The organism is Clostridium sp. AF27-5AA, assembly GCF_003478415.1.
Classification (GTDB): Bacteria; Bacillota; Clostridia; order Lachnospirales; family Lachnospiraceae; genus Otoolea; species Otoolea fessa.
Genome location: NZ_QUFH01000003.1, coordinates 202,411 through 223,894, shown reverse-complemented (window position 1 = coordinate 223,894; position 21,484 = coordinate 202,411). Strand labels below are relative to the sequence as shown.

Annotated in this window: 16 protein-coding genes and 1 riboswitch; of the genes, 10 read left to right on the top strand and 6 right to left on the bottom strand. The window is 45.6% G+C overall.

What is annotated here, in order from left to right; translation table 11 throughout:
• Nucleotides 1-10: 10 nt before the first annotated feature.
• Complete coding sequence (locus DWY89_RS05280; RefSeq protein WP_243022743.1) at nucleotides 11-1,705, bottom strand: ATP-binding protein; 1,695 nt, start codon at nucleotides 1,703-1,705, stop codon at nucleotides 11-13.
• 585 nt (nucleotides 1,706-2,290) lie between these two features.
• On the opposite strand from DWY89_RS05280, the gene DWY89_RS05270 reads away from it, so the two are divergent.
• From DWY89_RS05270 to DWY89_RS05250, 5 genes are all read left to right on the top strand, one after another.
• Nucleotides 2,291-2,623, top strand: a complete 333-nt coding sequence (locus DWY89_RS05270) for a helix-turn-helix transcriptional regulator (protein WP_181986209.1) — start codon at nucleotides 2,291-2,293, stop codon at nucleotides 2,621-2,623.
• A gap of 134 nt (nucleotides 2,624-2,757) precedes the next feature.
• Nucleotides 2,758-2,833: riboswitch (cyclic di-GMP riboswitch) on the top strand.
• Between the two features lie 100 nt (nucleotides 2,834-2,933).
• Nucleotides 2,934-4,778, top strand: a complete 1,845-nt coding sequence (locus tag DWY89_RS05265; protein ID WP_118467164.1) for an ABC transporter substrate-binding protein — start codon at nucleotides 2,934-2,936, stop codon at nucleotides 4,776-4,778.
• 2 nt (nucleotides 4,779-4,780) lie between these two features.
• Nucleotides 4,781-7,069: an ATP-binding protein gene (locus DWY89_RS05260; RefSeq protein WP_243022742.1), complete on the top strand. Its 2,289-nt coding sequence runs from the start codon at nucleotides 4,781-4,783 to the stop codon at nucleotides 7,067-7,069.
• Nucleotides 7,070-7,138: 69 nt separating this feature from the next.
• Entirely contained in the window at nucleotides 7,139-9,967 is a 2,829-nt protein-coding gene (locus tag DWY89_RS05255) for a transporter substrate-binding domain-containing protein (RefSeq protein ID WP_118467166.1), read from the top strand.
• Nucleotides 9,968-10,018: 51 nt separating this feature from the next.
• The gene (locus DWY89_RS05250) at nucleotides 10,019-10,372 is read left to right on the top strand and encodes an Hpt domain-containing protein (protein WP_118467168.1); all 354 of its coding nucleotides are present in this window, start codon (nucleotides 10,019-10,021) and stop codon (nucleotides 10,370-10,372) included.
• 50 nt (nucleotides 10,373-10,422) lie between these two features.
• Here the strand turns inward: DWY89_RS05250 and DWY89_RS05245 are convergent, their stop codons facing one another.
• The 4 genes from DWY89_RS05245 to DWY89_RS05230 all read right to left on the bottom strand — a co-directional run bounded on the left by DWY89_RS05245 (nucleotide 10,423) and on the right by DWY89_RS05230 (nucleotide 12,670).
• Nucleotides 10,423-10,707, bottom strand: coding sequence for an ABC transporter ATP-binding protein (locus DWY89_RS05245; RefSeq protein WP_147352785.1), 285 nt, complete (start codon nucleotides 10,705-10,707; stop codon nucleotides 10,423-10,425).
• 182 nt (nucleotides 10,708-10,889) lie between these two features.
• Nucleotides 10,890-11,264, bottom strand: coding sequence for a desulfoferrodoxin family protein (locus DWY89_RS05240; RefSeq protein ID WP_117795958.1), 375 nt, complete (start codon nucleotides 11,262-11,264; stop codon nucleotides 10,890-10,892).
• A 21-nt stretch (nucleotides 11,265-11,285) separates the two neighbouring features.
• Nucleotides 11,286-11,804 carry a rubredoxin-like domain-containing protein gene (locus DWY89_RS05235; RefSeq protein WP_276530431.1) on the bottom strand — a complete coding sequence of 173 codons (519 nt, stop codon included), beginning with the start codon at nucleotides 11,802-11,804 and terminating at the stop codon, nucleotides 11,286-11,288.
• Between the two features lie 86 nt (nucleotides 11,805-11,890).
• Complete coding sequence (locus tag DWY89_RS05230; protein WP_118523256.1) at nucleotides 11,891-12,670, bottom strand: DUF134 domain-containing protein; 780 nt, start codon at nucleotides 12,668-12,670, stop codon at nucleotides 11,891-11,893.
• On the opposite strand from DWY89_RS05230, the gene DWY89_RS14570 reads away from it, so the two are divergent.
• Nucleotides 12,669-12,902: a hypothetical protein gene (locus DWY89_RS14570; protein ID WP_243022741.1), complete on the top strand. Its 234-nt coding sequence runs from the start codon at nucleotides 12,669-12,671 to the stop codon at nucleotides 12,900-12,902. The genes DWY89_RS05230 and DWY89_RS14570 overlap by 2 nt on opposite strands.
• 44 nt (nucleotides 12,903-12,946) lie before the next feature.
• Here the strand turns inward: DWY89_RS14570 and DWY89_RS05220 are convergent, their stop codons facing one another.
• A complete protein-coding gene (locus DWY89_RS05220; RefSeq protein WP_118467174.1) occupies nucleotides 12,947-13,846 on the bottom strand; it encodes an AraC family transcriptional regulator in 900 nt (299 codons plus the stop codon).
• 117 nt (nucleotides 13,847-13,963) lie between these two features.
• On the opposite strand from DWY89_RS05220, the gene DWY89_RS05215 reads away from it, so the two are divergent.
• The 4 genes from DWY89_RS05215 (at nucleotide 13,964) to DWY89_RS05200 (ending at nucleotide 21,427) form a co-directional block, all read left to right on the top strand.
• Entirely contained in the window at nucleotides 13,964-15,142 is a 1,179-nt protein-coding gene (locus DWY89_RS05215; protein WP_118467175.1) for an MFS transporter, read from the top strand.
• 248 nt (nucleotides 15,143-15,390) lie between these two features.
• Nucleotides 15,391-17,343 (top strand): oleate hydratase, encoded by a 1,953-nt coding sequence (locus DWY89_RS05210; RefSeq protein WP_118467757.1) that lies wholly within the window; start codon nucleotides 15,391-15,393, stop codon nucleotides 17,341-17,343.
• 288 nt (nucleotides 17,344-17,631) lie between these two features.
• On the top strand, nucleotides 17,632-18,594 hold the full coding sequence (locus tag DWY89_RS14565) for a hypothetical protein (protein ID WP_243015294.1): 963 nt from the start codon (nucleotides 17,632-17,634) through the stop codon (nucleotides 18,592-18,594).
• 217 nt (nucleotides 18,595-18,811) lie between these two features.
• The gene (locus DWY89_RS05200) at nucleotides 18,812-21,427 is read left to right on the top strand and encodes a cation-translocating P-type ATPase (protein WP_118467177.1); all 2,616 of its coding nucleotides are present in this window, start codon (nucleotides 18,812-18,814) and stop codon (nucleotides 21,425-21,427) included.
• Nucleotides 21,428-21,484: the final 57 nt, after the last annotated feature.

The window sequence follows — 21,484 nt, the reverse complement described above, 5'->3', positions numbered from 1 at the left end:
GAATCACATCCTATGTGTCTGCTGGATTGTTGGCAAAACAAGCAACTGCGTCCTGTCCGTCTACTGCACGAGTTACATGCATACCTGCTTCTTCGAGCAGCGTGATTGCCAATTCCGCATTCAGCTCATTATCTTCTGCGAGAAGAACCTTTACTCCATTAAGGCTGACATCTTGTATCAGATTCAGCTCAGGTATCTGTTTTGGGTCTGCAAGTTCCATAGGAATTTCTACTGTAAAAGACGAACCACACCCTTTCTTGCTGTGAACCGTAATTGTACCGCCCATCAGTTCTACAGATTGCTTGGAAATTGCCATTCCAAGCCCCGTTCCGGCATAATGTGTTCGTGCGCCGTTATCCTCCTGTGAAAAGGGTTCAAACAGCCTTTTCTGAAATTCTTCACTCATACCAATGCCATTGTCTTTTACCGCATAACTGCTTACAATATGCCGTTCGTCTATGCCCGGTTTGATACTAATTTCAAAAGTAATCGTTCCGCCATCTTTTGTAAACTTGACCGAATTGCTCAGAAGATTCGTCAATATCTCACGAATTTTTGTTGCATCCGTCAGAACATAAAGTTCTTTGGGGATGTTGCGATGTATCTCAAATGTTAAATCACGATTCAGTAGGAGTCCATCCACGATAGCAATCACATTATCTATTAGGACAGGCAAATTCTCCGGCTCAGGTGAGAAGCTTACCTTTCCGTTCTCGATACGGCTAAGATCCAGTACATTATTCAATAAAAACAGCAGATGCTCTGAACTTATTTTTACCTTTTGCAGACTATCGTGAATTTCAGATACATTTGTCTGGTTCAGTGCAATGTCCGTAAATCCGATAATAGCATTCATAGGTGATCGAATATCATGTGACATATTAAGTAAGAAGGATGATTTTGCTCTGTTTGCGGTCTCTGCTTTTTCCGCAGCCTCGCGCAACAAAATCGTCTGTTCAATTTCATCTTCTCTTTTTCTTTTGTAGCCGATAAAGCAGACAGCACAAAGCAAAAACAGCACACATCCTGCCATAGCTCCAACATAAACGGATGCTCTTCTTGTTCGCTTTACCAGCCCATTCACAGACTGCATATCCATTTCAATGCATAAAGCACCAACTATTTCATCCGAATCACCCGTTAAATCGCCCGTTATAGGATAACAGGCTGTGAAAATAGGACCCCATGTCGTATCAACAATGTTCTGCGAATACACCGTTTCTCCTGAAAGAGCCTTGTTAATATACGGAATCATTTCATCCTCAATATAGTCTCCCGGATGTCTGACATCTCCTGCGTTGGGATCCAGACCGTCCACCACATAGATCAGCCTGTTTTCTTCATTTCGGGTGGCGGTGTATAAATATCTGGTTGAATTCAGCGTTCGAATTTCATTTAGAAACGAGGAAACTTCGTGATACATTTCTGTATTTTCATCAGATTGATGGCGGAGCGTGGCAAATTCTTCTCTTCCGATTTTTTTATTTACCAATTTATGAATTGCATCTGCATTTTCCATATCACGTTTGAGTTCCGTTTCAAGGGCGATATCTGTATACGATTTTTGCAGAATATATGTATATGCTGATGCCAACAATGTGATTGAAAGCGTCAAAATTGCAAATAAACCTATGGAAAACTTGGTAAATCTCTGCTTTAACTCTTGGATGTCTTTGACTGACTTCTTGTCTGCTTGTGTTTTCATTCAATTTGACTCCACTTTTTATTTCATAGAAATATGTGGAAGGGGCTGATGTAAATACCGCATCTGCAGAGCGTGCATTTTTCCATCAGCTGATTCGCTTTTCAGATTTATCCTTTAATTGTTTCCTTATCCGTTCGGATGTTCAGATTTGTTGCTGACATACGCACAACCTACACATGGCTTACAGTATACTCACATACTCGTGTCACGTCAATATAGTGTCATTATATGAGCTGTGAACTTTCTGTGAAAAGGCATCCATGTCAGATTGCGTAGCCATCTGCGAATAGCCTTTATATTCATCAGAAGGGTGATCCCTCTGGGATGGGGATTTATCCGTGGATATGCGGCTTTGCGGTATGAGAAGGTTTATTTTTTTGTTTGGGGTTTCAAACTTTTATGTGACAAAAATAACTGTCTGTGTTATTATAAAAATGATATAAGCGAAAATGACTTTTGCGGAAACGAAAGTATCTTTATATTTTTTTATCCGTATACTTCCCATGATGGGGATAAATACTTGCAAAGTTGATTACTAATATTTTTTCATTATTACAGGTACAATAAGAACATGTAATAGCGGAAATGAGGTATAGTTACTTGCAGGTAGAGAAGTATATTGCGGATAAAATAACATCTTTATGTGAAAAGCGTGATATCAGTAAATACAGATTATCGCAGCTGTCGGGAATTTCCCAGTCGTCACTGGGAAGGATCATGGCGCAGGAAAACCTGCCGTCGCTGATCACACTTGAAAAAATATGTGCAGCTTTGGGCGTGACATTATCGCAGTTTTTTCAGGAAGGTAATTCAGAGAATCTGACAGAAAAACAGAAAGAAGTTCTAGGGATATGGAACGATCTGAATGCAAATGAGCAGGAAACAGTAATGTCAATGCTTCGTGGACTTCGGAAGTAGAAGAACAGTTCAAGTATATATATCGACTGTTCTTTTTTTGTTTTCAGGCGTTAAAACGGTAATGTTTTTCTTGTGTACAGTAGAGCGCTATAGTATAATAAAACCAGTTTTTTGCATAAGTTTAAAAGCTATAATAAGGAAATCGGCAAACCAGATGAAAGTCTGGGACGCAAAACTACAGGGCCTGTAAAATGGCAGCCAGTTGCATAAAATGAGGTGCACTGTCTGTCTGACAGTGCTTTTTTGTGGTGTTATTTCATAGACGTAACAATAATGACTTTATATAGGAAAGAATGAGGAAAATGAAAGTATGAAAAAGGCAAAACGTTGTCTGATAGCGGTGGTGTCAGGTGTACTTGTAGCAGCTGCTGTCTTGTCTGGATGTGGACAGTCAAAGAAAGAAGTATCTAAAAATGATGATCATCTTACCGTTTATCTGTGGGAAAATCGTTTGATGAAAAATATTGCACCCTATATCCATGAACAGTTTCCTGATCAGGATATCGAATTTATTATTGGTAACAATGATACCGATTTATACAGTTATTTTAAAGAACATGATGAATTACCGGATATCATAACAGTACGTCGATTTTCTGGAACAGATGCACAGGACTTACAGCCTTATCTTATGGATTTTGCTTCTTATGATGTTGTTTCTAAGTATTATTCCTATGCGGTGCAATATTATAAGAATGAGGAGGATGAAATCCAGTGGCTGCCAATCTGTGGTATTCCGCAGACGATCATTGCCAACAAAACACTGTTTGATCAGTATGGCATAAAGATTCCAGAAAATTATGAGGAATATGTACAGGCCTGTCAGCAGTTTTATGATAATGGCATAAAACCGTATTCCATGGATCTTGGTGAAGACTGGTCTAATAATGAAATCATCCAGGCAGCGGCAATCGGTGAGTTTACAAGCCTGGATGGTATTGAATGGCGAAACGGTGCAGAGACTGCAGCGGATGAAGTAAAGTTTGATGATACATTATGGAAACGTATTTTTTCAGAAACCAGTCAGTTTCTTAAGGACTCGCATTTTGGCAAAGAAGATATCAATATTGACATCAATACAGGAACCCAGATGTTTGTCGAGGGAAAATCAGCAATGTTTCATGGACATCCGACGGTTATGCAGCAGCTGCAGAAACAGATGGATGCGGAGCTGATCCGTATTCCTTACTTTTCACAGACATCGGATGAATCCTATGTGTATATGACTCCGTCATTAAACATTGCATTTAACAAAAACCTGGAAAAAGACCGGGAGAAACTGGATACTGCACTGGATGTGCTGGATTGTATGATTTCAGAAGAGGGGCAAAAGCTGATTGCGGATGGAAGCGGTGTTATTTCATTGAATACAGATGTTCCAACCATGATGCAGGATGTACCTGGACTGGAAGAGGAAATTAAAAATAATGCTGTTTATATCCGATATTCCGCTCAAAAATCATTTGATGCAAGTCTTGAGGCTGTTCACGGATTACTGTCAGGGGAAATGGATGAAACACAGGCTTATGATACTTTGCGCAGTGTAATGAATCGTAAAGTTCCGGAAGAAAAAGCAACGGTGAATTTTGAAAATGAATATTCCATTTCACTGAACGATAGAAATGGCCGTGATTCAGCATCTTCCATTTTAACTACGATCAGAGAAGAAAATGATGCACAGCTGGCTCTGGCACCATATTATTATTTCACTTCTTCTATGTATAAAGGAGAATGCACCAATAGCCGGGTTGGCATGATGACAGCAAAGAGTTCAGATACAGCATTATATTTTACAAAAATTAGTGGTAAACAGGTTTGTGAACTCGTGGAAAATTATTTCGCCGATGCGGATGAGAATTTTTATGTAACCAATAAATACGAATTACCAATTGCATCCGGTATGAAAATTATCGTCAATCAAGCGGAAAGTGGATTTTCATTAAAGGACTTGACAGTTAATGATAAGAAAATAGACAAAGAAAAGGAATACTCTATTCTTCTTACAGACACCACAATGTCTGTTTTGAAAAAAATAAATCCGAAATGTGAGATTGAGCAGCTTAAAGATACAACATTATCAAGTGCATGGATCGAAGCAATGTCAAAAGGACAGCAGCCGTCAGCACCGGAAGATTATATAGAGGTTGAACAGTAAAAGTGGAGATAGAACAAACGGTAAATAAAAGAAAAAAAATAACAAGGCTGTTGCTTATACTACTTATTATTCTTTTAAGCGTAGTTTGTATAAAGTATCTTATAAGTAAGTCTAGCAAGTATATCAGTGAAAATGGAAAAAGCAGTATGGGAGCTGTTGTTGAGCAGATGCAGCAGACCTATGATCTTCAAGTGAGTGGGTACTACAGCCAGCTGCAGTTGGTTAAGGAATTTTTACTTCATGAGAGGGAGCTGTCTCTTGAAACGGATATGAACAAAAGTTTCTTTGAAGCATGGGAAAAAGAATCGGAAAGTACACTTATATTCCTTCGGGAAAATGGTCAGGCAATATCAGCAGGTGGAACAAAAATGCGGATTGATATGCCAAGTAAATTTCTGCTGGACTTAAAGAATGGATACAATATTGGAAAACTGGTGCGTGTTGATTATGATCAGAAGAAAAAAGACGGTTATCTGGTTGCGATTCCATGTCAGGAATATACTATCAATGGGGAAATTTATACGGCAATTGGAAGCGTGTATGATCATTCGAAACTGGATTCCATGTTAAAACTGAAAGGTTATGACGGGAAAGCATATTTGTTCATTCTGGATAATGACGGAAATATTACGTATACGAACCAGAGTGGTGATAAATACCTGCGTAATTATTCCCTGTTAAAACATTTAAAAGGAGAACAGGCTATTACAGAAGAAGAGGCTGATTTGTTCAAAAAGAAGTTTAATAACAGAGAATCCGGAGTTGCACTTTTGGGAAAACAGAACCCCTATTATCTGGGGTATTGCCCGATAGAAAGCAACAACACCATTTTGGTATGTATTGTGGAAAGGGGAGTTGTTGACAATGTGCTGAGGGATTACCAGAAAACGGTGTTGTTTACAACAATACTCATGGCAGGTTATATATTTTTACTTTTTGCCGGATTATTCTACAGTATTTCCAGACTTAGTCTTGCAGATCAAAAAGCAGAATATGAAAAAAGAAATAATGAACTTCATTTACAAACAATGAAGGAAATGGAAGTAGTCAATCAAAAACTGAAAAAGGCAAAGAACGTTGCAACAGAGGCTTTGCAGACAGCTGAAAATGCAAATAAGGCGAAAACGGATTTCCTGTCTAATATGTCACATGATATTCGTACACCTATGAATGCAATCATTGGTATCACATCTTTGATCAGACATGATGCAGGTAATAAAGCAAAAGTTATAGAGTATGCAGAAAAAATAGACATTTCATCACAGCACCTGTTAGGAATTATCAATGATGTTCTGGATATGAGCAAGATTGAGGCAGGAAAAACAGTCTTCAAGTATTCTGACTTTTCTATTCTGGATCTTGTACAGGAACTTGACACTATATTTCATACTCAAATATATGAAAAGCAGCAGACCCTTACAATCATAAAAGAAAATATTCAGCATGAGTGGGTGAATGCGGATCAGGTTCACCTGATGCAGATTTTCAGCAACCTGCTTTCCAATGCAGTGAAGTATACCCAGGAAGGTGGGGGAATTCAGTTCTTTGTAGAAGAATGTGAGACAAAGTCATCTGTCTATGCAAAGTACCGTTTCTTAGTTAGCGATAATGGTATGGGAATGTCGGCAGATTTCAAGGATACAATTTTTGATGCGTTTACCCGTGCGGAAAGTTCCCTTACAAATAAAATACAGGGAACCGGACTTGGAATGGCGATTACTAAGAATCTGGTTGAGGCAATGGGAGGTACCATTGATGTGGAGAGTGAATTGGGACAGGGAAGCTGTTTTGAGGTTCTCTTGGATCTGAAAATTGCAGAGGATAGAACGGTTGCTCTGGCGGCACAAGAAGAAACAGATGAGCAGGATGGAAATATTCTGCAGGGAATGAAATTCCTGTGTGCAGAGGATAATGAGTTGAACGCGGAGATCCTGATAGAACTGTTAAAGATTGAAGGTGCGGAATGTACCATTTGTGAAAATGGCGAAGAGATTTTGGAAGCATTTGAACAGTCTGCTCCAGGTGATTATGACATGATTCTGATGGATGTGCAGATGCCTGTTATGAATGGTTATGATGCAACGAAGGCAATCCGCAGAAGCTCCCATGAAGTAGCAAAGAAAATTCCAATCATTGCAATGTCTGCCAATGCATTCTCGGAGGACGTTCAGCATTCTCTGGCAGCTGGTATGAATGCACATATTTCAAAACCGGTTGAGATGAAGGTGCTGGAAAAGACGATCAGAAGCATAAAATCTGGTGGGGGGGGGTACCGAACCGCAGGTCACTGAACAGTAACAAATGGATTTGATGCGGCAGTGCAATTTTATTAAACCAGGAGGTTGACAAGGAGATTTAATATGATTTCGAGAGCAAAGAAATATGTGGCAGTGTTACTGGCTTTTGTATGCGTGTGTATGATATTTTCTCCCCAGACCGCATATGCAGCCGAGGACAGTTCGCAGCATGAAACTGTCAAAGTCGGTTTCTTTGCCATGGATGGTTATCATGTGATGGATGAAGAAGGCAACCGCAGCGGGTATGGCTATGATTTTCTTCGGCTGATGGCCCGTTATTGGGATGTAGATTACGAATATGTCGGATATGATAAGAGCTGGGATGATATGCAGCAGATGCTTGAAGATGGCGAGATTGACATGGTAACATCTGCCCGCAAAACACCGGACAGAGAAGAAAAGTTTGATTTTTCACGTCCAATCGGAACCAATTATGGGATGCTGACCGTCCGCAGTGACAACAGCACGATTGTGGACGGCAATTACAGCACTTACAACGGTATGCGTGTGGCGCTTTTGAACGGAAACACCCGGAATGAAGAGTTTGCGGATTTTGCAGACAACAAAGGATTTACATATGTTCCATCTTATTTTGATACGACCACAGAAATGGATGAAGCCCTTCAGAGCGAAAAAGTTGATGCGATTGTTACCAGTTCTCTGAGAAAAACAAACAATGAGCGAATCGTGGAGAAATTTGGCAGCAGCGATTTCTATGTCATTGTTAAAAAGGGCAATACAGAATTGCTGAATGAGATCAATTATGCGATCGATCAGATGAATGCGGTTGAGGGTGACTGGAAAACGACGCTTTACAATAAAAATTATGAAAGCATAGAAACTAAGAATCTGGAATATACGGAGAAAGAAAAAAGTATTATTTCACAGTATTCCAAGGACAACCCGCTTCATGTTCTGTGTGATCCGACCCGTTATCCATATTCTTATAATGAAAATGGTGAGATGAAGGGTATTATCCCGGATTACTTCCGGAAAATTGCAGACTATGCCGGGATTTCCTATGAGTTTCTTACACCTGTCACCAGAGATGAGTATATTGCTTATCAGAAAAATAAGGAAACCACAGATATGAGCATCGATGCACGCCTGGAAACAGATAACTATGCTGAGACGAAAAAATGGGGGATTACTGCACCTTTCATTACGATGCAGCTGGCAAGGGTGACACGGCGTGACTTTGATGGGAAAATTAATGTTGTTACTACTGTTGACCAGACAGTATCAAATTCAATTGAAGATGCAATGGCACCCGGTGCAGAAAAACTGATGTGCAGTACCCGACAGGAAATGATGGAAGCTGTCCGTAAGGGTAAAGCAGATGCTGCCTTCGTCTACTATTACATGGCACAGGCGTTTGTGAACAGTGACACTACAGGCACCATGACATATACTCTGCTGGAACAGCCTACATTCACCTACCGCATGGTAATTTCATCAACTGAGAACCATGCGCTGGCTGGTATTCTGACGAAAGCAATGTATGCCATGCCCCAAAATCTTGTTGAAGATCTTGCAGCACAGTATACCACATACAAAGCAACAGAGCTGACATTTGTTGACTGGATCCGTCTGCATCCTGTTGTTACTGTTTTGGTTCTTCTTATTTTTGGATGGCTGCTGACTGCTATGGCTGTGACAATGGTGCGTCTCAGTGCAAGAAAAAAAGCTCAGAAGGCGGCCCAGGAGAAAGCTGAGGAAATGGCGGAACTGGCAGAGCAGGCACAGGCTGCAAACAAGGCAAAAACAGCATTTCTGTCACATATGTCCCATGATATGAGGACACCGATGAATGCAATCATAGGATTTACCGGTATTGCAATGAAAAATAATCCGTCAGACGAAGTGAAAAATTGTCTGGAAAAGATTGACGAAAGCTCAGAGCATTTACTGTCGCTGATCAATGATATATTAGATCTGACCCGCATCGAAAGTGGAAAAGTGAATTACAATCCGGTACCGGCGGATGTGAAAAACATTACAGATTCTGCATTGGATATTACAAAAGGTTTTCTTACGAACAGGGATATCAACTTTAAGATTCGGCGTGAAGAAGCAAAGATTCCAAATGTGCTTGCGGATCCTGCACGCCTGCGTGATGTGCTGGTCAATATTCTGAGCAATGCCGTAAAATTCACTCCGGATGGAGGGACGATTACATTTGAAGCCCGGTGTCAGGAAAAGGGCGGGGATGGATATATAAATATGCGTTATCGCATTTCGGATACTGGTATTGGCATGAGTGAGGAATTTACAAAAGAAGTTTTTGAGGAATTTGCGCAGGAAGATTCCGATGTGAGAACGCAGTACCATGGAGTTGGACTGGGGATGGCTATCGTAAAGAAGTATGTAGATATGATGGGTGGAACTATTTCCGTGCAGAGTAAAAAGCATGAGGGAACCACATTTACTGTGGATATTCCTTTGGAAATTACAGATAAGGAATGTAATAAGTCAGACACAGGTTTTTCTGAAAAGGTAAATCTTACAGGTGTGAATGTCCTTCTTGTAGAGGATAATGAACTGAATGCAGAGATTGCTACCGTGCAGTTGGAAGAGTTCGGGATGAATGTAGAAAGAGCTGTGGATGGAAAGAATGCTGTTGAGATTTTCAGAAATCATCCGGAAGGCACATTTGATGTAATCCTGATGGATATCATGATGCATGAAATGAATGGTTATGAAGCAGCAAAAGCAATCAGGGCAATGAATGACAGACCGGATGGAAAAAACATTCCTATTATAGCAATGACAGCTAATTCATTTGCAGAAGATGTTCAGGCATCACTGGATGCAGGAATGAACGCACATTTGTCAAAGCCGATTGTGATTGATGAAGTTATAAAAACGATTTTAAGGTATGTATATAATTGATTCGCAGAGGTTCATGAATTAGTGGAATACAATTGACAGGAGGACTAAAATATGACAATGCAAGAGTGTTACGAAGCTATTGGAGGAAACTATGAAGCTGTCTTGGGACGCCTTCACAGCGAAGCACTGATTCGGAGATTTGCATTAAAGTTCCTTGAAGATCAGAGTTATATACAGTTAAAACAGGCATTGGAAAATAAAAATTATGAAGATGCTTTCCGCGGTGCACACACACTGAAAGGGGTGTGTCAGAATCTTTCTTTTGACCGTCTGTATGAGGTTAGTCATGAGTTGATAGAACTTTTGAGAGATGGAACCGGAGAGCAGCCGGGGATATCGGAAGCAATGGAAAAAGTAACAGAAGTATATGAGATGACAATTGAAGAAATAAAGAAGGGGCTGTAGTATTAAGTAATGCGACATGACTTTCTGCCTTGAATCAAGTGCTTGGAACATCATAAAAATGAGTGGATAAAGGAAACAAAATGTCGATTCACCAATAATTGGCCAAAGCGAACGTGGGAAAACTCCACCGCTCCCAGCGCATGGCCGATTCGCTTCGGTGCTTCCGGCTCTGCTTCCATCTCCGGCTCATCCAGCAGCTCATATACCCGCTCCATGGAGGCCAGCGCCGATTGCAGAGAGTTTGTCATATAGGAAAGCTCTGTGATCGGTTCGCTGGACATGTTCATGTACTGGAAAAAGGCCTGGAACGTGCCGGGGGTCAGGCTGCCTTTCATAAGCATCCCACCGCCGAGGATCGCAATCCATGTGTCTGCCCTCCACGGCAATGTTGATCTTGTCGGCGGTGATGGTAGGGATCAGCAAAGCGCCTGCCGCATTCGCCAGCGTGACAAGTAGGATGAATACACACTTGCCGCGATAGGGGTTGAGAAATGGCAACAGATTTTTGAAAGATGAATCACGCTTTCCACAGACTATGGAGGTTGCAATAAGCGTAGACCGCTTCGACTTCATCGCCCTCGCAGAGAGCGAAGCAGACCTCCGGATTTTCGCCGGGATGCAGTTCCTTGCGCTGATTGCCTTGCTTGGTCTGGAGAGATACCCATTCGATGTAGTGCTCCGGCAGCATAGGATGCTCCAAGGAGCCGACCTTGACATGGACGATGCCGTTTTCTACCGTCCAGACGGGAACATGCTTCTCCACGGCGGCGTCGGTGGTGCCGGGAACGATCTCGCTCATCGGCTCGCCGCAGCAGATGACGGGAACGCCCGTGTCCTTGACCTTGGCAATGATGTTACCGCAATGCTTGCAAATGTAAAACTTCTGCTCCATGATGATTCTCCTTTTCTTTCTTTAATAATTTTCCGCGTGGATCTCAAAATAGCTCTGGGGATGATTGCAGGCAGGGCAGACTTCCGGCGCTTTCTCACCGATCACAATGTGGCCGCAGTTGCGGCACTCCCATACCTTGACCTCACTCTTTGCAAAGACCTCCGCCATCTCCACATTGTGCAGCAGGGCACGGTAGCGCTCCTCATGGTGCTTTTCAATAGCGGCAACCAGACGGAAGCGCTGCGCCAGTTCATGAAAGCCTTCTTCATCGGCGGTTTTGGCAAAGCCGTCGTACATATCCGTCCACTCGTAGTTCTCGCCCTCAGCGGCAGAGAGAAGATTTTCAGAGGTATCGCCAATGCCGTTCAGTTCTTTGAACCACAGCTTAGCATGTTCCTTTTCGTTGTCAGCGGTTTTAAGGAACAACGCCGCGATCTGCTCATGGGTCATGTGTATCGTGTCGGAGTCAGTACGTTCCGCTTCGGCAAGGAGAAACTCTGCCAGCCGCCGATCCAATCCCTTGAACATGATCTGCTGCATCGCCCACATCACATCAGAAAAGCGTTTCCATTTCGTGTTCGGTCAAGGATGACCAGAACGGAAGCTGTGTCAGTGTTCGTTCCATATCAATGGCAGCTATGCTTGCCGCAGCCGTGGTTACCGCAGGTGTGACCAGACTCGCCGTGCTCATGGTCATGGTGATCACAATGAACATTGGGGTCATAGCCCAGATTTCCGCTGAGCAATGCGCTCACTGCTGCGTCAGCGTCCCCACTGACACCGCCGTAGAGCTTGATGCCCGCTTCGGCCAGAGCTGCCTGGGCACCGCCGCCGATGCCCCCGCAAATCAAAGTGTCCACGCCGTTCTGCATCAGGAAGCCTGCCAGTGCGCCGTGACCGCTGCCGTTGGTATCAACAACTTCCGCATGAGTGATTTTGCCGTCTGTAGCTTCATAAAGCTTGAACTGTTCGGTATGGCCGAAATGCTGAAAAATTTGACCGTTTTCATAGGTAACTGCAATTTTCATAATGGAATCTCCTTTGCATTTTTTGTTGGATTTTTCTGTGTTGGCTCTCTGCATCCGGCACCAACGGCCGCAGTGGGCTGCCTCCTGTCCTCCGCAGATGCGGTAGTTTCCCCCGGTGATGTGCAGCGGTTTCCCGTGGACAAGACACGCTGCGATCTTGCGCCGTGCGACTTCGTAAATCTCCTGCACGGTAGAGCGTGAAATGTCCATTTGCGCGGCACACTGTTCGTGGGTTTGCTGCTCCAAGTCAACCAGACGAATGACCTCGTATTCGTCCAGCGTCAGCAGGATCGGCTTGGTATTCTCGCACCCATTGGGGCAGAAGGTATCAATTTGTGGTGCGCCACAAATCCGGCGGCACCGTGGCGGTCTTGGCATGGACGATTTCCTCCTTTTGTTTTCGGTATATACCGATTATAACATCTCACGCAGAAAAATCAATACAGATTTTTTAAAAGCCGCTGTAATGCTTATCTCCGAGCTGTGTGTCGGCTGCATGAGTTTCGGCAAGGCAGGGACCATGCACGACTGGACGCTGGATGAAACAGAGAAAGTGGTCAAACACGCACTTGAAACCCTATCTTCCTCACCGCGTTGTGGGAGGCATTGACCAGAATCCCGCGGATGGCAGCCGGAAATGCAGCGCCGTCCCAATCAGCGGCTTTTCTGTTTCCGGTATTCCGTTGGGGTTAATTGGTAGCGTTTTTTGAATAATCTGCAAAAATAGTCAACGTTATGAAAACCTGTCTCAGAAGAAATGAGACTGACTTTTTTCTCGGTTTTTGAAAGCAACTGACCGGCCTGTTTTAAACGGTAGTTAATGAGATAGTTAACCGGCGTTATATGTAAATATTTCCGAAACAGATTCAAAGCGGTACTTTTACTGACCATTGCCTGTTCTGCAATGTCATCCAATGAGATACTCCGTGAGTAATTTAGATGGATAAATTGCAGCATGAGCTGTAACCGGGCTTGAGAAGCGGTTGAATGATCCTTGTGTTCTTCCTGATATGAAATGTCTGTGTTTTCAAATATTTCCAGCCAGAGATTCTGAAGGAGAGAACTGGTAAGGAGTTCTTTGGATAAAACGGAATCCTGTGCAGAAATAATTTGCCGCATGATAGATAAAACCTTTGCTTGCCAGCATACTTTTTTATGAAATACGAGAAATGGCAATGAGGAAGAAATGATCGGCAGAATATATTTCTGATAAATCAGGCTGTCGCAAGGGGCAATAAAAGAAGGCATAAATACAAAATTGGGAATGAGGGCTTTTGAGGGAGAATAAAGGCGATGGAGTACCTTTGTATTAATGAATACGCCATTTCCTTCGGTTAAATGAAATTGGTCTTCTCCAATCCACAAAGTAACGGTTCCGGATTCAATATAAATAAACTCCAATTCAGTATGCCAGTGCCATTCGATACAGTTGAAATCGAAAACGGACAGATCTTCATAATAAAACTGGAAAGGATAGAGAGTGCTTCCGTGCTGAGCTGTCTCCATCAAATCTTCACCTGTAATGATTTTGGTATAGGTTGTATTTATATTCATAGAAACCCCACTCTTTGAAACATACTTTACGATATTATACAATAAATTTCGGAAATAAATCAATGAAAATAAAGATGTTATGTTATATAATTCAATAAAAAACGAGGAGTGATGACCATGCCAAATTACCGGAAAACAAAAATAGCCTGTTATATGGGATTTATTACACAGGCAATTGCAGCTAATTTTGCCCCATTGTTATTTTTGAAATTTCATAATGATTATCAGATTGCACTTGGAAAAATCGCATTGATTTCTACCTGCTTTTTCCTTACACAGTTGTTGGTAGACCTGTTTTGTGCAAAGTTTGTGGACAAAATAGGGTATCGCATCTGTATTGTTACTTCTGAGGTATGTTCCGCAGCAGGATTGGTTGGTCTGGCTTTTTTGCCAGAGCTTTTGCCGGAACCGCTTGTTGGAATTATCCTGAGTGTGATTGTATATGCAGTCGGAAGTGGTCTGATTGAAGTGCTTTGCAGCCCGATCGTGGAGGCGTGTCCATTTGATAACAAAGAGGCAACGATGAGTCTGCTTCACTCTTTTTATTGTTGGGGAGCAGTGGGAACGATTGTGATCTCTACACTGTTTTTTGCGGTGTTTGGCATGGACAGCTGGAAATGGCTGGCTGTCTTATGGGCGCTTGTTCCGGCCATAAATATCTATAATTTTGCAACCTGTCCGATCGAGCATTTGGTAGATGAGGGGGAAGGAATGGGAATAAAAGAACTGTTTCGAAAACCTCTTTTCTGGCTTTCCATATGCTTGATGATTTGCTCCGGTGCATCAGAACTGGCTATGGCACAATGGGCATCTGCTTATGCGGAAGCTGCTCTGGGGCTGTCAAAGACAGTTGGTGACCTGGCCGGTCCCTGCATGTTTGCTGTTACAATGGGGATCAGTCGTATAATTTTCGGAAAATATGGTGATAAAATGGATCTGATGAAATTTATGATCGGATCTGGAATTTTATGTGTGATATGCTACCTGCTTGCTTCTGTATCGTTGAATCCGATATCAGGTTTGATTGGATGTATTATCTGTGGCTTTTCTGTTGGGATTATGTGGCCCGGCACAATCAGTATTTCATCAGAAAGATTTCCGGCAGGTGGAACGGCTATGTTTGCTTTGCTTGCTATGGCGGGGGACCTGGGTGGAAGCATAGGTCCGGGGATTGTTGGACGTGTTACACAAAGTGCAGGAGACAATATTCGTGCAGGTATGGGAGTTGGGCTATTGTTCCCGGTTATTTTATTAATCGTGCTTTTTATTTTTGCAAGGCAAAAAAATAATAAATGAAAGCTTTTTTACAATCAATTCAAAGCCAAGAAGTATAAAGCCAAAGCTCATGAAAAGTCAGTACAAAAGGTAGTAAGAAAATGGAATGACCAAAGGCAAGCGGGAAGTGCCAGAAGATGATGCCCTTGACTTTTCTTCAAAAAAGTTTTACTATCAAATCATTATTAGATAGTATTAAAAACTAGATATCGGGGTAATGTAAAAAAGAAGTGGTTTGAAAGTTGAAGAAAGGCAGGGGCGATCAGGACATGAATAAGAAAGCATGGAAAGCGGGTGCGGTATCGGCACTGGCAGTTGGAGCGGGGCTGGCGGCAGCGGCGTCGAAGCGGAAAAAGGCAGGAAAAGTGGTTAAGTCGGCTTCGGATTACCGGAATACGGAACGCGGCAGCCAGGAGAAAAACAGCAAGGGAATTTATTATTCAAAGGGAAATTATGAGGCATTTGCACGTCCGGAGAAACCGGCGGGAATCGAGGGCAAATCGGCTTATATCGTCGGAAGTGGATTGGCTTCTCTGGCGGCGGCGTGTTTTCTAGTGAGAGACGCACAGATGCCGGGAGAAAATATCCATATTCTGGAGGCGATGGAGGTAGCAGGTGGTGCATGTGACGGTATTCAGGATCCGACCCGTGGATATGTGATGCGCGGCGGCCGCGAGATGGAGGATCATTTTGAGTGCCTGTGGGATCTGTTCCGCAGCATCCCGTCCCTGGAGGTGCCGGGGGCATCAGTTCTCGATGAATATTACTGGCTGAATAAACACGATCCGAACTACTCGCTCTGCCGTGCGACGGTCAACCGAGGCGAGGATGCACACACGGACGGCAAATTCCGCTTGAGCCAGAAAGGCAGCATGGAGATCATGAAGCTGTTCTTCACGAAGGATGAGGATCTGTATGACAAATCCATTGAGGATGTGTTTGATAATGAGGTGTTTGATTCGGATTTCTGGCTGTACTGGAGAACAATGTTTGCGTTTGAAAATTGGCACAGTGCATTAGAGATGAAACGCTATTTTCAGCGTTTTATCCACCACATTGGCGGACTTCCGGATTTCTCGGCACTTAAATTTACGCGTTACAACCAGTATGAGTCGCTGATTCTGCCGATGCAGAAATATCTGGAGACGGCAGGCGTCCAGATCCAGTTTGGCACCGAGGTTACGAATGTGCGGTTTGACATCCAGGGTGAGAAAAAGGTTGCGAAGGCGATCGAGTACGTGAAGGGCGGCGAGAAGAAGGAAATCGCGTTGACTGAGGATGATTTTGTCTTTATTACGAACGGAAGCTGTACTGAGGGAACGATCTACGGTGACCAGAATCAGGCACCGGTAGAAGGTGCGGAAGTGCGTACCAGCGGCTGCTGGAGTCTGTGGCGTCAGATTGCTGCGCAGGATCCGGCATTTGGACATCCGGAGAAATTCTGCTCGGATATCCAGAAGACGAACTGGGAGTCTGCGACGGTCACGACTTCGGATGAGACAATCATTTCCCAGATCCGCAAGATTTGCCGCAGGGATCCGAGAAGTGGACGCGTCGTAACAGGCGGTATCGTGAGCTGCCGTGATTCAAGCTGGCTGCTCAGCTGGACGATCAACCGTCAGGGACAGTTCAAAGCGCAGGATAAGGACGAGATCTGCGTCTGGGTATACAGTTTATTTACGGATGTACCGGGCGATTATGTGAAGAAGCCGATGCGCGCCTGCACGGGCAAGGAGATCACAGAAGAATGGCTGTACCATCTCGGAATCCCGGAGGATCAGATCGAGGAACTGGCTGAGAACCATGCGAACTGTACGCCGACGATGATGCCGTATATTACAGCATTCTTTATGCCGCGGCGTGCCGGAGACCGCCCGGACGTTATCCCGGATGGATGTGTCAATGCGGCATTTCTGGGGCAGTTTGCGGAGACCCCGCGTGATACTATTTTCACGACCGAGTATTCCGTCCGCACCGCGATGGAAGCGGTGTATGGCTTGTGCGGCGTAGACCGCGGCGTACCGGAGGTATGGGGAAGTGTCTACGATATCCGCGAGCTTCTGGACAGCACGGTCAAGCTGATGGACGGCAGATCGCCGCTGGAAATGAAGCTGCCGATGCCGTTTGAAGCACTCAAAAAGCCGATTCTCCGGAAGATTGACAAGACGGTGATTGGAAAGCTGCTGCGCGATCACGGCGTGCTGAAAGACTGGATGGTGTAAGAGACTGAGGAACGCAGGTGTTACTGTTCACAGTAACACGCAGGTAAATATGGCTGCGTTAGATAAAGGAAAACAGGCTGTCACAAACAGAAGGCCCCGGACGGAAAACGTTCGTTTGGCATTCGTGTGGCAGCCTTTTTTGTGTAACAGGAAATTGTCGTGAGGCACATTCTTTTTCACTTGCCCGTTTTTCTCTGACATGATACAATAAAGATTGGCGTAAATGTAGAAAATTTGAGAAGAAAACGATTTTGAAAAGGATCGTTTGATAGATGTGAGGGAAAATAGATGGATTATTTACTTTGTATCCCGGCGCGGGAGACAAATACGAGAGAGAATTGTGAGAAAATACATAATGTTCTGGCGCGCATGTCCGATACCTACAAACTGCGGATTGTACCGGAACCGGTTAAGAATAAGCAGTTTCCATGTCCGCCGTATTACAAGAAATACCGGATCTACAAGCCGGTAAAGGAACGCGATACGAACGGAGAGGCATATCTGGAAAAAGAAGAGGAAGAGATGCTCTTGAGTTCCTGCAAGACGGAGGAAGAGCAGGAACTGATGAAAAGCTGTATCTATGCGTACCAGTATTCGGCGGCGATCGTACTTAAAAGCTTCCGGGAGAAGGAAAAGAAAAATAAGATGCAGGTTCGACCTCTTTCGGAGCGGACACAGGCGCCAAGAGGCGTAAGTGGTCCGAATAGGGGAACACGTCTGGAAACACCGGAAAAAGCCGAAAAGCCGGAACAGGAGCGCAGCGCACAAGAACGTCCGTCTGGCAGTGACAGACCGGAACGATCGGAGAGAAGCTATCGGAACCGTACAGCGGATCGTGCTGCTGAGGGGAATACTGAGCGCACGCAGGGCAGAGAAAGAGCTTGCTCAGAGAGAGAGAGGGCAGCGCGTGTTTCGGGAGCCGAGAGAGCAGCGGACAGACGTAGCGGAAACCGCGCGGTGCCGGAAAATGAGAAACGGGAAGACCGCCCGGCTTCTGGAAGGCGGGAGCGGTTTGAGCGCCGTCCATCGCGCAGAGGAGAACGGCCAGAAGTGGAGAAAAATGAGGCCGTGAAAGACCCAGTGCAGGGCGAACTTCCGTTCCGCGCTTACATGGAGACAGGCAGCCTCCCGGCGTTCCGGGATACGGCAGCAACGGTGACTGTACAGCCGATACAGCGGAAGAAAGAAGGTTATATGCCGATGGAGCGCAAACCGGCCGCGCAGACGCAGGAGCCGGAACCACAGGTGTAAGGTATGTGACAGAAACAGAACGATAAAATTAAATCACAGAATTTATAGAATGGCATCGAAACAATAAGAGTTCCGATGCCATTTGAGCATCAAACAGGACTATGCTTTCCATTTCTTTATTCTAACCATTCAGTTCTAATCCCCCCTATTTTCCGCATATGAATAAATGCAGTCTGTGAAAAGTACAGAACAGGGACAGAAAAAGGGGGAAATGCGCATGTATGAGAACCGGACGGTGGAAGAGGTGTGCAGGGAGTTTTCGGTCGATTTGCGGACAGGCTTATCGGCAGCGGAAGTGGAGGTGCGGCAGCGCCATTATGGGGAAAATGAGCTGCGGGAAGCACCACCGCGGAGTCTGATTGTGCGCATCGGGGCACAGCTTTGCGACTCCCTGATTTTTGTGTTGTTTGCGGCAGCCGGGATCTCCCTGCTTTTGGGCGAGTACGGCGATGCGGGGGTAATTCTGGCGGTTGTCGTATTAAATGCCACGGTGGGCGTGATTCAGGAGGGGAAGGCGGAGAAAGCGCTCGAATCCTTAAAACGGATGACGCAGCTGGAGGCGGTTGTGATCCGGGAAGGAAAAGGGCGGGAGATTGCCGCGCGGGAGCTGGTGCCGGGGGATCTGGTCGTGCTCGATGCCGGGCGGCAGGTTCCAGCCGACCTGCGTCTTACCGAGACAGCTGAAATGCGGGCAGAAGAATCAGCGCTGACCGGCGAATCGCGGGCGGTTGAGAAAAACAGCCATTTTTTAGCCGCCGGTGCGCTTCCGGTGGCAGAGCGTAAAAATGAGACATTTATGACTTCTTATGTGACGGCAGGGCGGGGAAAGGGAATTGTCATCGCCACCGGCATGAATACGGAGGTAGGGCGGATTGCCTCTCTGATCCGCGAGGCGCCGGAGGAGGAGACACCGTTGCAAAAAAGGCTGTCGGATCTGGGGAAACTATTGAGTATTCTTACGATCGGGCTGTGCGTTTTATTATTTGCCCTCGCCGTCTGGCAGAAGCGCGACGTGATGGAAATGCTGCTCACTGCGATTTCCCTGGCGGTAGCTGCCGTGCCGGAGGGGCTTCCGACGACGGTGACGATTGTGCTGGCGCTGGGAGTGACGAAAATGGCGCGGGCTGGCACGATCGTGCGCCGTCTTCCGTCCGTGGAAACACTGGGGGCAGTCAGCGTGGTCTGCTCAGATAAAACGGGGACGCTGACGAAAAATGAGATGACGGTGACGACATGTTATGTAAATCGACAGGAGTATACGGAACAGGAATTGGCGCGCTCTAAGGAAAGAGAAGTGGGAAAACGGCTTCTGGAGGTATTTGCGCTGTGCAGCGATGCCGGGGAGACGGTGGGGGATGCCACCGAGCGGGCGCTGTACGGATTTTGTGAAAATTGTGGTGTTTCTCCGGAGCATCTGCGTCGGAGATATCCGCGGAAAGGGGAGATTCCCTTTGATTCGGATCGGAAGAGAATGACGACGGTGCATGAGCAGGGAGAAAACTGGATTTCTTGTGTAAAAGGGGCGCCGGATGTGATTCTTAAAAGGTGTCGTTATGAGATGGAAGAGGACAAAATTGTGCCGCTGACCAGGGAGAGGCGGACAGAGATTGAGGCGGAGATCACGCGTATGTCCGCGCGTGCCCTGCGAGTACTCGCGGGGGCGTATAGGGAGCTTCAAACAGGAAAAATGCCGGATGGAAAGAGGGAGAAACAGGTGGGACAGCTGGAGCAGAACCTGATATTTCTGGGTCTGGCAGGCATGATGGATCCGCCGAGGGAGGCAGCAGCCGGGGCAGTTGAGGCATTTCGCAGGGCATCTGTGCGGACGGTCATGATCACTGGAGATCATGCAGACACGGCGCTTGCGATCGCCAGGCAGCTGGGGATTGCCAAACGGCGGGAAGAATGCATGACGGGGGCGCAGCTGGAAACGCTGGATGAGGGAGCTCTGGAGGAACGAATCGGTTCTGTATCAGTCTTTGCACGGGTGTCGCCGGAACATAAAGTCCGGATTGTGCGGGCTTTAAAACGCGCCGGGTGCGTGACGGCGATGACCGGGGACGGCGTAAATGATGCGCCGGCGCTTAAATCAGCCGATATCGGGATCGCGATGGGAAAGAGTGGCACCGATGTGGCGCGGCAGGCGGCGGATATGGTTTTGACGGATGATAATTTTGCGACGATCGAGAGGGCAATTGAGGAAGGGCGCGGCATCTATGAAAATATACGAAAATCTATACTGTTTCTGCTTTCCTCCAATCTGGGGGAGATTTTAACCATGTTTGCCGCCGTTGCTATCGGAATACCGGCGCCGCTGGGAGCCGGGCACATCCTTTGGATCAATCTGATTACGGATTCGCTTCCGGCGCTGGCACTCGGCATGGATGGAAACGACCGGGAGAACTTGATGCGTCAGCCGCCGCGCCGGACGGGCGAGTCGCTGTTTGCCGGAGGAGGGTGGTTCTGCATGGTATTTTACGGGTCTCTGATTGCAGCAGTCACGCTGGGGGCATTTTTCAGCAGACAGGAGCTTTTGCGGGCGCAGACGTATGCATTTACCGTTCTGGGGCTGTCGGAGCTCTTTCATGCGGTCGGCATGCGCTCGCTTACGGGCTCGGCATTTTCACGCAGTCTTGGAAAAAATCCGCTGATGCTTGCGGCATTCCTTGTGGGGATTCTGATGCAGGTTGCGGTGACGGAGATTCCTTTTTTGATGAAACTCCTTCACACGGTGCGGCTGCACCCGGCAGAGTGGCTGGCGCTTCTCCTGTTATCCGCCACGCCGCTGTTAGTGCATGAACTTTTAGCATTTCTTTTTCGGAAACGGCGTTGATACAGCGAAAATGCAGTTTACAGATAGGTATTTTTGAAGCCCCGGCAAATTCCGTTA